At 57.8% G+C, this 12,769-nt stretch carries 14 protein-coding genes; 5 read left to right on the forward strand and 9 right to left on the reverse strand.

Features of this window, described 5'->3' with window-relative positions; all coding sequences use genetic code 11:
- Position 1 precedes the first annotated feature (1 nt).
- Genes NW804_RS07165 through psbV form a run of 4 tightly spaced genes read right to left on the reverse strand, consistent with a single transcriptional unit; the run spans position 2 to position 2,483 of the window.
- A complete protein-coding gene (locus tag NW804_RS07165; RefSeq protein ID WP_414420727.1) occupies positions 2-898 on the reverse strand; it encodes a sulfatase-like hydrolase/transferase in 897 nt (298 codons plus the stop codon).
- The gene (locus tag NW804_RS07170) at positions 886-1,368 is read right to left on the reverse strand and encodes a LapA family protein (RefSeq protein WP_414396544.1); all 483 of its coding nucleotides are present in this window, start codon (positions 1,366-1,368) and stop codon (positions 886-888) included. Before NW804_RS07170 ends, NW804_RS07165 begins: the two co-directional genes overlap by 13 nt.
- A gap of 60 nt (positions 1,369-1,428) precedes the next feature.
- Complete coding sequence (psbV2, locus tag NW804_RS07175) at positions 1,429-1,947, reverse strand: photosystem II cytochrome PsbV2 (RefSeq protein WP_414420728.1); 519 nt, start codon at positions 1,945-1,947, stop codon at positions 1,429-1,431.
- Positions 1,947-2,483, reverse strand: coding sequence for a photosystem II cytochrome c-550 (psbV, locus tag NW804_RS07180; protein ID WP_414409839.1), 537 nt, complete (start codon positions 2,481-2,483; stop codon positions 1,947-1,949). Before psbV ends, psbV2 begins: the two co-directional genes overlap by 1 nt.
- A gap of 251 nt (positions 2,484-2,734) precedes the next feature.
- Here psbV and NW804_RS07185 point away from each other — a divergent pair, with 251 nt between their 5' ends.
- Positions 2,735-3,622 (forward strand): hypothetical protein, encoded by an 888-nt coding sequence (locus tag NW804_RS07185; protein ID WP_414423199.1) that lies wholly within the window; start codon positions 2,735-2,737, stop codon positions 3,620-3,622.
- 7 nt (positions 3,623-3,629) lie between these two features.
- Here the strand turns inward: NW804_RS07185 and NW804_RS07190 are convergent, their stop codons facing one another.
- A complete protein-coding gene (locus NW804_RS07190) occupies positions 3,630-4,754 on the reverse strand; it encodes a hypothetical protein (RefSeq protein WP_414423200.1) in 1,125 nt (374 codons plus the stop codon).
- Positions 4,755-4,835: 81 nt separating this feature from the next.
- A complete protein-coding gene (locus NW804_RS07195) occupies positions 4,836-6,638 on the reverse strand; it encodes a M61 family metallopeptidase (protein ID WP_414423201.1) in 1,803 nt (600 codons plus the stop codon).
- 174 nt (positions 6,639-6,812) lie between these two features.
- On the opposite strand from NW804_RS07195, the gene ntcA reads away from it, so the two are divergent.
- Positions 6,813-7,484 carry a global nitrogen regulator NtcA gene (gene ntcA, locus NW804_RS07200; RefSeq protein WP_414396526.1) on the forward strand — a complete coding sequence of 224 codons (672 nt, stop codon included), beginning with the start codon at positions 6,813-6,815 and terminating at the stop codon, positions 7,482-7,484.
- A gap of 32 nt (positions 7,485-7,516) precedes the next feature.
- Here the strand turns inward: ntcA and leuB are convergent, their stop codons facing one another.
- From leuB to petB, 3 genes are all read right to left on the reverse strand, one after another.
- Entirely contained in the window at positions 7,517-8,632 is a 1,116-nt protein-coding gene (gene leuB / locus NW804_RS07205; RefSeq protein WP_414405859.1) for a 3-isopropylmalate dehydrogenase, read from the reverse strand.
- A 145-nt stretch (positions 8,633-8,777) separates the two neighbouring features.
- Positions 8,778-9,290, reverse strand: coding sequence for a cytochrome b6-f complex subunit IV (gene petD / locus NW804_RS07210; protein WP_414405860.1), 513 nt, complete (start codon positions 9,288-9,290; stop codon positions 8,778-8,780).
- A gap of 67 nt (positions 9,291-9,357) precedes the next feature.
- Positions 9,358-10,005: a cytochrome b6 gene (gene petB, locus NW804_RS07215; RefSeq protein ID WP_414396519.1), complete on the reverse strand. Its 648-nt coding sequence runs from the start codon at positions 10,003-10,005 to the stop codon at positions 9,358-9,360.
- A gap of 220 nt (positions 10,006-10,225) precedes the next feature.
- Here petB and NW804_RS07220 point away from each other — a divergent pair, with 220 nt between their 5' ends.
- From NW804_RS07220 to NW804_RS07230, 3 genes are all read left to right on the forward strand, one after another.
- Positions 10,226-11,500 (forward strand): S41 family peptidase, encoded by a 1,275-nt coding sequence (locus tag NW804_RS07220; protein WP_414423202.1) that lies wholly within the window; start codon positions 10,226-10,228, stop codon positions 11,498-11,500.
- Between the two features lie 95 nt (positions 11,501-11,595).
- Positions 11,596-12,150, forward strand: a complete 555-nt coding sequence (locus NW804_RS07225) for a phycobiliprotein lyase (protein ID WP_414409833.1) — start codon at positions 11,596-11,598, stop codon at positions 12,148-12,150.
- Between the two features lie 9 nt (positions 12,151-12,159).
- Positions 12,160-12,681: a hypothetical protein gene (locus NW804_RS07230; protein WP_414423203.1), complete on the forward strand. Its 522-nt coding sequence runs from the start codon at positions 12,160-12,162 to the stop codon at positions 12,679-12,681.
- Positions 12,682-12,769: the final 88 nt, after the last annotated feature.

Raw genomic sequence — 12,769 nt, forward strand, 5'->3', positions numbered from 1 at the left:
CCTAGCGAATTTTGCCCTCGATAAAGGGCACCTCCAACACCTTTTCGTGGTGGATGGGGCCGTGGCCGAAGTACCCTCCCTCTCCAAACAGTTCGCCGTGGTCGGCTGTAACCGTGATGTAGGTGTTTTTGGGAACTAGATCGAACAGCTGCTCAAAGACCCCGTCTAAGTAGCGCACCGCCTCAATCTGCCGCTGCCGCAGCTCCTCCAACTGGGCGGCGCTGAAAAAAGGGATCCCCTCCTCTTTCCCTTCATCCAGCCGCTTGAGCACCCCGTTGACCCCCGAAATGTGGGGCCACGCGCTGGGATCCTCATCGGGCAGGGCGTAGGGATAGTGAGTTTCGCCTACATTGAGCAGGTAAAAGCTAGGGCGATCCGGATCAAAGCGCAACTGCTCCACCATAGCCGCCATGTCGTTGTGCCGGGGCATGAGACGGTAGGAATCGAAGTCGCGATTGAGCAGAGTGCTGGGATTGAGCACCGGCATGGAGACCAGGGCGTGGGTGGTGTAGCCCAGTTGGTGCTTCAGGAGCGTTGGCAAGTAGAGGTGAGGCAGCAGGTGCTTGAACTCAATCGGCTGCCGGGTGCCGAGGCGCTCGTTATAGCGCAAATACTCCTGCTTGTAGTGTTCGGAGGCAAAAACGTGGGTGGGGCTGGTATGGGGCAGCAGGCCCATGAGCAGGTTGTAGTGAGCAGGAGCTGTCCAGGAAGCGTAGCTCCAGCGCTTTTCCAGAGGACCTAGCTTCAGCAAGTGTTTGGGCTTAGCCGCCAGCAGGCTGTCGAAGCGGCAACTGTCTAGCACGATGAGCAGGTAGTTATTCTGCCCCTGGGGTTCGGGGCGGGGGGCGGGCTCAGGGGCGGGGGCTGGAGACGATCTCCACCAGTTTAGGAATCCCATTCTTCCTCCTCTTCAGCAGAGTAAGGCCGCCGGACAATCCGCCAGCTGGGGGTTGTTGCTGCATCGTCCTCAGGTTCGCTGGGTTCGGGGGCAGGCTCGCGAATGCGTTCCGGCGGGATATTGGAATAAGAATAGCGGCCTGTCTCAGGATCCGGCAAATCTGGTGGCAAATAGTGGTCGGGGGGAAGTAGCTGCGCTTCCAAAAAGCGCACCCGGTCGAGGAGCTGATTGAGCTTGCGAATGGCCTGGCGCTGCAACGCTCGCTCGTGGAGCTGCCAAGACCCCACGTACAAAAATCCCAAGCCCACTCCTACTCCATAAGCCATCAAGAGCACCAGCGACAGAGGTACAGCAGGGCCAGCTTGCCCAGCTACAACAACCACCGCTGCCGATCCCCAGTTTTGGACCAGGAAAATCCCCAAGGCCAGGATCCACAGCCCTAGGAGCAGGGAGCGGATGTTTTGGAGCATGACCTCAACCTTCCCTCTCCCCTAGGCTACCACCAATCCCCGGCGGGGGGCAGGACGGGGTTAGTTGAAGGTGTTGGATCCCCAGCCAGGGGCCACTTGAGCGGCTCTCAGGATAAAGGCAGCTAGGTTGCGCAGCGCCTCATCATCCATCCAAGAGGGGGGCACAGGGCGGCAGCCGTAGCTAGGCTTGCTGCCGTCGTAGCTGCGGGGATCCCGCTGGTACTCGACAAGAGCTTGGATGGTGTCGCGGGGCGGAGTGGCACCACGCAAGTCTTTCAGCGAGAGAGAAATGTTGGGAGCGGGCAGGGTAGAGCCGCCCACATGGCAGTTCAAGCAAGCAGATTGGAAGCGGTTTTTCCCGTCGCTCAGCTGCTCCGGAGTAAAGGTAAGGGTGTGTCCCTCCGCATCCCAGGGCAGCTCCACCGGCCCAGTTGCCCGCAGATATTGGCTCACGTAGGGATCCACGCGGGCCAGCGCTGGGCTAGCCAACCCCAGCCAAACTAGGAGCAGGATCCCCGCCCACCTCCAGGCCGGCTGAGGGATCCGCCACCGCTTTGCCCCTTGAGTTTGCCCAGGCATCAGAGATAGGCCGAAAGGTCACTGTGGGATTCGCTCTTGGTGCCGCCCCAGCCGGGCACCGTCTTGGCCTGAACCAAGATATAGCCAGCAATTAACTTCAGATCCTCCTCGGTAAGGTTGCGCAGGCGGGGATACTCGCTCAAGAGCTGCGTGTTGGGATGGTATTCCACCAGGGACTCTACCCCGTCGTAGGTGACTGGGTTTTTGATGTAGTCCACGATTGCCAGCACGTTATCGCGAGGAGGTGTTGCCCCCGCCAGATCCGCAAGCTTCAAGGTCACATCTGGGTTGGGAAGGGTTTGACCCCCCACATGGCACTGGGCACAGGTTTTGTTAAAAAGTTGCTTGCCGCGGGCCAGTTGCGCCTCGGTAAAAGTAATGGTTTCAGTTGGCGACAGGGGTACCGGAGGGATCTGCCTAGCTGCCAGGGCCGGCCACCCAGCAAACCCAGCCAGCCCCAGCGCCAGAATGCAAATCAACAGCCGCCGACGCGCCGCTGCCAGCGCTTTCTGGAAAGAAAAGGATTTGCTAAACATGGGTCTCCATCAATGACTTCAAAAAGGGCGTCAGCTTTGCTCCAGCGACAAACCCGACACCCGGATCTAAGGATAGACCATTGGGGATCACTTGCAGACAGGATTTTGGCTTCCCTTTCCCTTCATTGGAGTGTTAAGTTTAATTGCAAATTCAGGATCTCCAGCAGCTAGGATTGGCCTTTGCGACAACAGCTAGCATAAAGCTTAGCCTGCCGATCTGGAGGTTCTGGAGCCGAGTTCTAGGATTGCCCATGTCATCTTTCCGGTTCCAGCCGTTGCGGGTGGCCTTCACCTGTGCAGATCCCAGCCAAGTGCCGATCTCTGTTGACGAGTTGGTAGCGGCTCTGCCGGCCTCGCCGCTTCTGGCCTACACTGAACCGGAAACGGCGGCTCTGCGGGTAGAGATGCTGCCGGATGCAACCTATTACTTCTACCGCCGCGGAGAAGACGTGGCCCTGGCGGCTTTCCGCATCCCAGTGAAAAAGCTGCAGGCTCTGCCCCGCAAGCTTGTGCGGCTGTTGGAGCACGTGGCCGCCTTCGACAACCTCCTCAACCTGCAACCGGCTAGCGACGCCCTAAGCAATGTCCTGGAAGTGGAGTTTCTGCAACTGGAAACGCCAGCCAGCGGCTCCAGGCCCGCCGAGGTCAGACCCCTGCCGCGGGATCCCCAAGGCCAGCTGCAAATCCAGGCAGGCCGCAACCTCGCCATCGCCTTGCGCAATAAGGCCCCCACCCCAGTGCATGTCTATGTAACAGTCTTTGACGAACGGCAGTGCAGCGTCGGCTTGGTCTATCCCTACCAGCCGGACTTTCCTACTCGCCTGCGCCCCAGCGAAAGCGTGTTGGTCGGCTCTGGCCCTCGCTATCTGCTGCAGATGCAACTGCCCGAAGAGGCAGAGACAGCGGTGGATCGCTTCAAAATCTGGGTCAGCACTACTGGCATGCAGCCGGGCATCATGGCAATGCCCCCTCTGGGGCAAAGACTGGAGCCCCCCTCTGACGATCCCTATGGCTCCGGATCCCGTCTGGATAGAGAAGTCAGGCTGGCCATTCTGGGCAAGGCGGGCAGCACGCCCATGCCAGCTTTTGCCGAGGATCCCTGGTGGTGTATGGAGCAGGCTGTCAAGGTGGTAGCTTAGACTGGGCCTACCTCCTCACAATTCTGTACAGCAGAGACTCAACCTCCTCGACACTAATAGCTGAAAGATTATAGGAGGAGTAGATCCTACTTCTCGTCTCTTGATCAACATCTGCCAAGACCAGAAAGACTTGATCTGGGCCGAGACCCATTTCGGAGGCGAGCCAAGAGTACTTCTCTATACAGTCTCTATAGCTGCCGGTCTTCGACTCTATCCAGTAGAATCGGTTGTTAATGTGGAAGAAGAGATCGATCTCAAAGTCGCTACCGTCGGGCAAAGTAACTTCCGCATTTGCGATGTAGGAAAAATCGATCTTCTGTCCCTGATCTCTAGCAAACTTGATCAGTTGCTGTTTGACATATCTCTCCAGCCAATCTCCAGATAGGAACTTGATTGCCTCTGGAGACTTGCTTAGCTTTACCCTCAGGTTTTTGGAGGATTTTGAGTAGTTATATTCCTCTAAGAAATTAACCTTATGTAGAGTGGAAGCAAGTTGGCAGCTATAACTTATCACTTCCGGGGAGTTGCCTTTTAAGCAAAGAGTTAAGGCCTTTTCTTCTCCAATGCCAGATTTAATTTCTTTGTAAAGCTTCTCGATCAGCGAGTACCTCTGACCCATAAGGTTTGATATCCAGTTCAGCTTGTTATCGAGTTCTCCTTCTGCATCGGCTTTTTTACTAGATGGGATCAGGTTCTTCATCCTTATGTTCCTAGACCACAGAAATACCCCTATTTTCACCTGTTCACGGCTAATCGTCTCTGGCGGCAAACTCTTGAGTCGCGCGCCAGCAGTTCGCTCGTTAGTTTCCTTCGTCTTTTGAAGGCTAGAACTTGAGCTTAGATTCTGGGAAATTTTTTCTGTACTTTCTAATAGCCTGCTCAGGATATTCTGCTGGTTACTTATGTTCTTAACTAGCTGACTTCTGTACTCAGCTAAATGCTGAAGGAAGTTTTGGTAACTTTCGGACAGACTTTCTGAGATATGAAGTTTGAAGCCCTCAAGATCAGCTTGTAACTTTCTTAGAATCTCATCCAGTAACTGACTATTAGCTCTTTGAGTGAGCCTACAGGTATAAACGCCCAGGCAGAAACCAATAGCCAATCCAATTAGAAGACCTAAAAGCAGAGTCATCTTCCCTTGATCCTATTTTCTTTAACCTAACTCAGGAGTTGTGAACAGCTAGGAAGATTTTAAAGCATTGCTACCTCCTGCTTACTCTTGAGCCAGAAGGGATCCCAACCAGCTTTGTTGGAGCGCTTTCTGGGCGGGAGTGAGCTCAGGCAAGGCCTCGAGGGTGTACACATCCGGGCGGGGTGGATCCAAGGGGATCCAAAAGTGCTTTAACTGATTGCCTTGGAAGACGCTAAGACAGATGGTTTGGTGGGGCTGATAGGCTGCCAGGCGCTCCGGCAAGGTGGCGGCGCTTACCCGAAAGCCATCCAAAGCCACCAGCTCGTCGCCAGCCCAGATGCCTGCTTTTTGAGCCGGGGAGCCCATCTCGACGGCGCTGATGCGGTTGCCCTCGCCGTTGAAGTTCAAGCCCAGGTAGGGAGGAGGGTTGGGGCGGCTAAAGTGGGCCTTGAGGGTGAGGCCAAACGGATGGAGGTAGGTGTCGTAGTCCAGTTCTTCCGTGCCTTCCACGTAGGCGGCAAAAAAGCGCCCAAGGTCGACACCGGCTGCTCGCTCAAAGGCCTCCCGCAAGTCCTGGTAAGTATAGCCTTTCTCAAACCGGCCAAAGCGCTGCCACAAATCCCGCATGGCCGTGTCCAGGGATCCCCGCCCCCTTGAAAGGTGGCGAATGTGCAGATCTAGCAGCCAGCAGACTAAAGCGCCCTTGAGGTAATAGGAAACCTGGCTGTTGAGGCTATTTTCGTGGGGGCGGTAGAGCTTGATCCAAGCATCGAAACTGGCCTCCTGCAGCGATTGTACGACTCGACCTGGCGTGCGCTGTAGCCGGCTGATTTGCTCAGATAGGATCTGCAAAAACTCTTTGGCACTGAGGATCCCTGCTCGCAGCAAGATAACATTTTCGTAGTAGCTGGTTGCCCCTTCGCAGAACCAGAGGCAGTCCACATAGTTTTCTTGGTTGTAGTCAATTTTCTCCAAAGCTAGAGGGCGCAGCCGCTTGACGTTCCAAGCATGGAAAAGCTCATGGGCCAGCAGCGCCAAAAAGCGGCGGTAGGACTGAGGCTGATGCAGCTCTAGTCCAGAATAGTTGAGGGTGGCACTGTACTTGTGTTCTAGGCCACCAAATCCCCCGGCCGACAAATGCACAATAAACCAGTAGCGGTCGTAGGGCAGCCCGCCAAAAAACGCTGCCGTGGTTCGGACAATTTTCTCGGCATCGGCCACTGCTTGATCCAAATTCAGGGTGCCCGCTCCCCAGACCACGAAGTAGTGCGGGATCCCTTCCACTGCAAACGAGCGCAACTGGTGCAAGCCCACTTCCACTGGGCTGTCTGCCAGCTCGTCGTAGTCTTCAGCAAAGAAAGACTGGCCAGCGCTAGGATCCCCTGGGGAAGGAGAGGCCAGGGGCCGCAGGCTGGTGGCAATGCGCCAGTCGGGGTGGGGAGGGATCACGGTCAGCGTATAGGGCTCCCGCTCGCGGCCAGGCACGTAGAGAAAGAGCGCCGCCCCATTGAAATAGGCGTGGGTGAGATCCAGATGGTTGGTGCGCACCGTCAGCTCATAGGCATAGACCCGATAGCGGACTGTAACCGCCGAACACCCAGGTGGGTCTACCTCCCAGGTGTTTTTATCAACCTTTCGCCAGTCCAAAGGGCTCCCTTGCTCGCTCAGGGCCTGAAACTCCTGTACATGGCGGGCATGCTCCCGCACTAGGTAGGATCCCGGCGTCCACACTGGCAGCCGCAGCCGCAGGGGCACCTCTGGTTCCACTTCGCGAATCTGCAGCTCCACCTCCAAGAGGTGACTGGCTGGCTCTGGCATCCGCACCGTAAAGTGCTGACGGCTAGGGCGAGAAGGGGTGGCAACCTCAGCCGGCGGGATCCCCATACAACCTTCCCTTGTCGCAACAAAGGAACGTAGCTCTTGCTACAAAGATATCCAGGCAGAGCCTCTTAAGTTTAGGGTAGTCTTCGAGTCGTGGGCAGCTCGATCCAGGTGCCCCAAGCTAACCTCTGGGGTTGATCCTAGAGATAAACTGACCTTGAAAGGTTGACGAATCTCGTGGTGGCCGTCGCAGAAAAATCTCTCATTGCAGCTTTTAAGCAGTTAGGAGGATCTCGCCATCCTCCGGTTATCGAGACTTATGAACGCGGCAAGACCATTTTTCTCCCCGGCGATCCGGCGGAGCGGGTTTACTTTTTGGTCAAAGGGGCGGTTAAGCTCTCGCGGGTGTACGAAAGGGGGGAAGAAATTACCGTTGCCCTCCTGCGGGAGAACAGTATTTTTGGTGTGCTCTCCTTCATTACCGGGCAGCGCTCCGACCGCTTCTATCACGCCGTAGCTTTTACTCGCGTCGAGCTGCTTTCTCTGCCCATCGAACAGGTGGAAAAGTCTGTACGGGAGAACGCTGAGCTGGCCATGTTGCTGCTTAAGAGCTTGGCTTCCCGTATCCTGCAGACAGAGATGATGATTGAAACCCTGGCCCACCGCGACATGGCCTCCCGCCTAGTTAGCTTTTTGTTGATCCTCTGCCGCGACTTCGGGGTGCCTGGCCCCAATGGCGTAACCATCGACCTCAAGCTGTCTCACCAGGCTATTGCCGAAGCCATCGGATCAACCCGCGTCACCATTACCCGTCTCTTGGGAGAGTTGCGCAAGAAAAACTACATTTCTATCCACAAGAAGAAGATCACTGTCCACGACCCCATCCAGCTTAGCCATCGCTTTACCTAGGGGGCCAGCTCTCAACGGCTGAGAGACACCTGCTAGGAGGCGGGCAGCTGAGCCAGGGCAGCCAGGATCTTTTCCCCCATTTCCCGGCAGCCGACCAGGGTCATCCCCTCCGAGTAGATGTCGGCGGTGCGGTAGCCCTGGGCCAAAACCGCCTCGACGGCCTGTTCGATGCGGTCAGCAGCTTGGGGCTGATCCAAGGAGTAGCGCAGTAGCATTGCCCCAGAAAGCACCTGGGCAATGGGGTTGGCCTTGTCTTGGCCGGCAATATCCGGAGCTGAGCCATGGACTGGCTCATAGAGGCCTGGGCCGGTAGCTCCCAGAGAGGCAGAAGGCAACATGCCAATGGAGCCAGTTAGCATGGCCGCCTCGTCGGAGAGGATATCCCCAAAGAGGTTTTCTGTCAGGATGACGTCAAACTGCTTTGGCCAGCGCACCAACTGCATGGCCGCGTTGTCGACATAGAGGTGGGAAAGCTCTACGTCAGGGTATTCGGCGGCAATGGCGGTAACCCGCTCCCGCCACAGTTGCGACACCTCCAGCACATTGGCCTTATCCACCGAGCAAAGCTTGCGCCGTCGCTTGCGGGCCAGTTCAAAAGCTACGCGGGCAATACGATCCACCTCGGCCTCGCTGTAGGCCATGGTGTTGACGCCGCGGCGGGACCCCTGGGCATCGACGAAGATCCCGCGGGGCTGACCAAAGTAGATGCCGCCGGTGAGCTCGCGTACCACCACCAGGTCGATCCCAGCAACTACCTCCGGCTTTAGGGAGGAGGCCTGCACCAGTTGGGGGAAGATCTTCACGGGGCGCAAGTTGGCAAATAGCCCCAAGCCGGCCCGCAAGCCCAGCAAAGCCTGCTCCGGTCGCTTCTGGCGCGGCAGGGTGTCGTACTTAAAGTCGCCAACCGCTGCCAAGTAAACGGCATCGCTTTCTTGGGCCATTTTCAAGGTCTCCGGGGGCAAGGGATCCCCCGTGGCCTCGTAGGCTGCTCCGCCAATTAGGCCCTCCTGCCACTGGAGGGAAAACCCCATCTGAGCGGCAACGGCGTCCAAAACTGCTCGACCCACCTGCATAATCTCAGGGCCGATCCCATCGCCGGCTAGGGCAGTAATCCGATAGGTTTGAGCAGCAGAAGAAGAAACGCTCATGGGCGATCCCCGCAAGAGGAGTGCGTAGCGATATTACCATCCCCTTGCCCAAGGTCTGCCGAAAAGTCCCCCGGGAAAGTTCCCCTAAAAAAAGTGCAGCTTGGCCATCAGCCTGCTGCACCTAGAGTTATCAATATTCGGCTCTCTAGAACAGGCCCAGGGTAACCCACTTGTCCAGCGGCAGAGTGGCGCCAATGCCTAGATACAGGGTTACCAAAGTGCCAATCAAAAACACCGTCGTCGCCACTGGACGGCGCAGCGGGTTCTGGAACTTGTTGACGTTTTCAATGAAAGGCACAAACAAAAGGCCCACGGGAATAGCCAACATCAGGGCAATGCCCAGCAGCTTACTGGGAACAACGCGCAAAATGTGGAACACAGGGTAGAGGTACCACTCGGGAAGAATTTCCAGGGGCGTGGCAAAGGGATCTGCCGGCTCGCCTACACCCGCGGGATCCATAACCGCCAGGCCGACAATCACCCCAATGGTGCCCAGGATGACCACCGGGAACATAAAGAGCAAGTCGTTGGGCCAAGCGGGCTCCCCGTAGGTCATGTGGCCCATGTTCTTCTTCAGCTTGGCCAAAACTTTGGGGTTGTCCAGGTCAACTTTGCGTGTAATAACCTCAGTCGCCAGCGCTTGCTTCGAGACAGGCATAGCAGTTCTCCTTGTCTGGGGCAAAAGGGTTGAGCAAGGGAAAGTAGGGGATCCAACCAGCCCTGGATCACAGGGGTCCAGAAATGCCCTGGCGGCGGATCATCAAAAAGTGCATGGTCATGAAGACCGCCGTCAGCCAAGGCAGGACAAAGGTGTGCAAGCTGTAGAAACGAGTAAGGGTAGCTTGGCCAACAGCCTCGCCACCGCGGATAAGCTGAACCAGGGCATCACCCACCACTGGGATAGCGCTGGGCACTCCCGAGACGATCTTGACTGCCCAGTAGCCCACCTGATCCCAGGGCAGAGAGTAGCCCGTAACCCCGAAAGAAACCGTCAGCACCGCCAAGATCACGCCGGTGACCCAGGTCAGCTCGCGGGGCTTTTTAAACCCACCGGTCAGGTAAACCCGGAAGGTGTGCAGAATCATCATCAACACCATCATGGAGGCGCTCCAGCGGTGGATGGAGCGCAGCAGCCAGCCGAAGTTGACCTGGGTCATGATGTAGTTGACCGACTCAAAGGCCTCGGCCACCGTCGGACGGTAGTAAAACGTCATGGCAAAGCCGGTGGCAAACTGAATGAGAAAGCACACCAGCGTGATGCCGCCAAGGCAATAGAAGATGTTAACGTGCGGCGGGATGAATTTTCCGGTTGCGTCGTCGACGAAGGGCGTAATCTCTAGCCGCTCGTCTAGCCAATCGTAAACTTTGCCCATGGTACCTTTCTTTCCAATTTCTCGGTATCTCCCCGGCGGGAGAAAGTCACTCCACGGTGGAGGACAGCCCCACCTCAACCAGCACTGTAACACAATTTGTTAACGACTTCCTTAAGTTAGGCTCAGCTCGGGGGCAGGAATCCGCATTCTCGCTGGCAAAACAGGTTTCGATATTGCGTCTTGTTCATATACGTTAACTTTTCTTAGCGTCTTGCCGTCTATGGTTGCGCCAAAGCCAAAGAAGAAAGAGTGGGGGATCCGCTGGGTTCTCCGCATTCTGCTGCTGGGGTGCCTGCTCTGGGCAAGTTTAGGCACTGATGCCTACCAAGCTCAGGCCAGCCGCTGGGGAGAAGAGCAGCAACTGCTGGCCCAGGCTTGGGCCTATGTGGATCGGGCCTACGTGGATCCGGGGTTTAACGGACAAAACTGGTGGCAGGTGCGGCAGCGTTTTCTGGCGCGGCCCTTGAAGAATCGTCAGGAAACCTATCGGGCCATTGAAGAGATGTTGGCCACCCTGGGGGATCCCTACACCCGCTTTTTGGATCGGGAGCACTACCTCAGTCTGCAGACCTCTACTGCCGGCGAGCTGAGCGGTGTTGGCCTGCAGATTGCCATCGACGAGCAGGGGGCGGTGCGGGTTATTGCTCCCATGGAGGGCACCCCTGCCGAGCGGGCCGGGATCCAGCCCCAGGATGAGATCTTGGCGGTGGATCAGGTGCCAGTGGCGGGGCTGAGCTTGGACGAGGTGGCAGAGCGCATGCGCGGCCCTAGCGGTACAACCGTTAGCCTGCGGCTAAGGCGGCAGGGGCGCATCTGGGAGGTGGAGCTGGTGCGGCAGTCAATCCTCATTAACCCGGTGCGCACGGCTTTCTTTGAGCTGCCCCAAGGACTAGTGGCCTACATCCGCCTCAGCCAGTTCAACGGCAATGCAGCCACTCAAGTGCGCCAGGCTATCCAGGCGGCAGAAGCCCGAGGGGTGCGGGGCTACCTCCTGGATCTGCGCAACAACCCCGGAGGACTGCTGCAGGCGGCCATTGAGATTGCCCGCTTTTGGATCCCCAAGGGCAACATCGTGCTGGTGAAGGATCGCCACGGCATTCTAGAAGGCATTCCTGCCACCGGCGAAATTCTCACCCAGGCGCCGCTAGTGGTTTTGGTCAATCAAGGCAGTGCCAGCGCCAGCGAAGTCTTGGCGGGGGCATTGCAGGACAGCGGGCGGGCGCAACTGGTGGGAACGCGCACCTTCGGCAAGGGGCTGATCCAATCCCTGCTGGAGCTGGCAGATGGCTCAGGGCTGGCCGTGACGACTGCCAAATACCTCACCCCCAACGGCCGCGACATTCACCGCCAAGGGATCCAGCCCGATGTGGTGGTGGGCGAGGGCCCCGTTCCCCTAACGGCAGAAACCCTGGGCGGCCCTGAGGATCGCCAGTTGCAGCGGGCTCTGGAACTGCTGGGGGCAACTTTGTCCGTGGCCCAGGGGATCCCCACCTGAGGCATCTGCTGCAGGGATTGGGGTGCCTGTTTGTCTTCGATTCGGTTTAGGATCGGGCTTGGTGTCAACTCAGCCCTGCTCTCGAGCCCTTTGGCATGAACGCCCTCCAACAGTTTCACCACTTCTTCAACTGCTGTATTGGCGCCTGGCACACCGAGCGTACCTATCACTACCTGGATCGAGGGGAGGTGGAGCGCTCGCGCACCGAGTTCACCATTCGCACCCTCACTCCTGAGCTCAAGGAGAAGGTCCTGGCCGACAACAACTACCCCAACCACGGCGTCGACGGCTTCCTGGGCTTTCACCTTGCCTTTGAGACTGTCTCCGAAAAGGGGGAGGAGGTCGGGCAAGAGCTAAACATGTTGTTTGTGCCCCGGCGAGAGGGCCCCCGCGGGCTGGAAGGCGACTACCTGCGCGATCGCGCCTATGAGGAAGAGCGGCCCATGGTGGCCGACTTCCGCTTCGATCCGGGATCCCTGCAACTGGTGATGACCACCACCTACACCCACGTTGTTTCCGTAGATACCATCACCCTGCTCAACCCCCGCCTGCGCCTGCGGCAGATCCTCAACTACCGGCGCCCACCTCAAGGCCAGCCGCTGCAGGAGGTACTCCTGGTGGGGTTTGGGGTGGAACAAAAGCTGACCTAGGGAGGCTGCGTGGACTCCGAGTCGATCCCGGCCCCAGACTTGCCCTTGCCCCAATACCTGGCCCGAATTCAAGCCAGCTTTGAGCGGGGACAATACCGACAGGCCTTGGAGGAGGCCAAACAGGCCCAAGGTCGCTATCCCCAGGCAGGCCAGCTGCGGCTCTGGCAAGCCCTAGCCCAGGAGGCGCTTGGAGAAACCGAGGAGGCCGTCCGCCTGGTGCAGAGCTTGCTATATAGTCCAGATCCCGAGCTTGCCCAGCAGGCGCGCTATGTGTTGAGCATCTGGCAGGCCCCCCGTCTACGCCGCCCAGCGGAGTGGTCGATCCAAATCCCCGATCTCAGCCACCTGGAAGAGGCCAAGCCTGAAAGCCGACTTCTAGTCTATGAACGCCCTCGCCCGCGGGGATCTCGGCCCACGTCCCCCGCTCCCCTCCCTTCCCAGGCCGCTCCCTCGGTGAATACCCAACGGCTGAATTGGGTGTTGATTGGAATCCTCTCGGCCTTGCTGGCAACCCTGGCCTGGCTGCCCTAGCTTAGCGGCTGCCAAGAGGGAATCCTCTCGCCGATGCCCAGCACAGGAGAGATACTGGAAACAGGGAGCTGGCGGGTTAACAGCAGGC

The organism is Synechococcus sp. WC10meta (assembly GCF_047461475.1).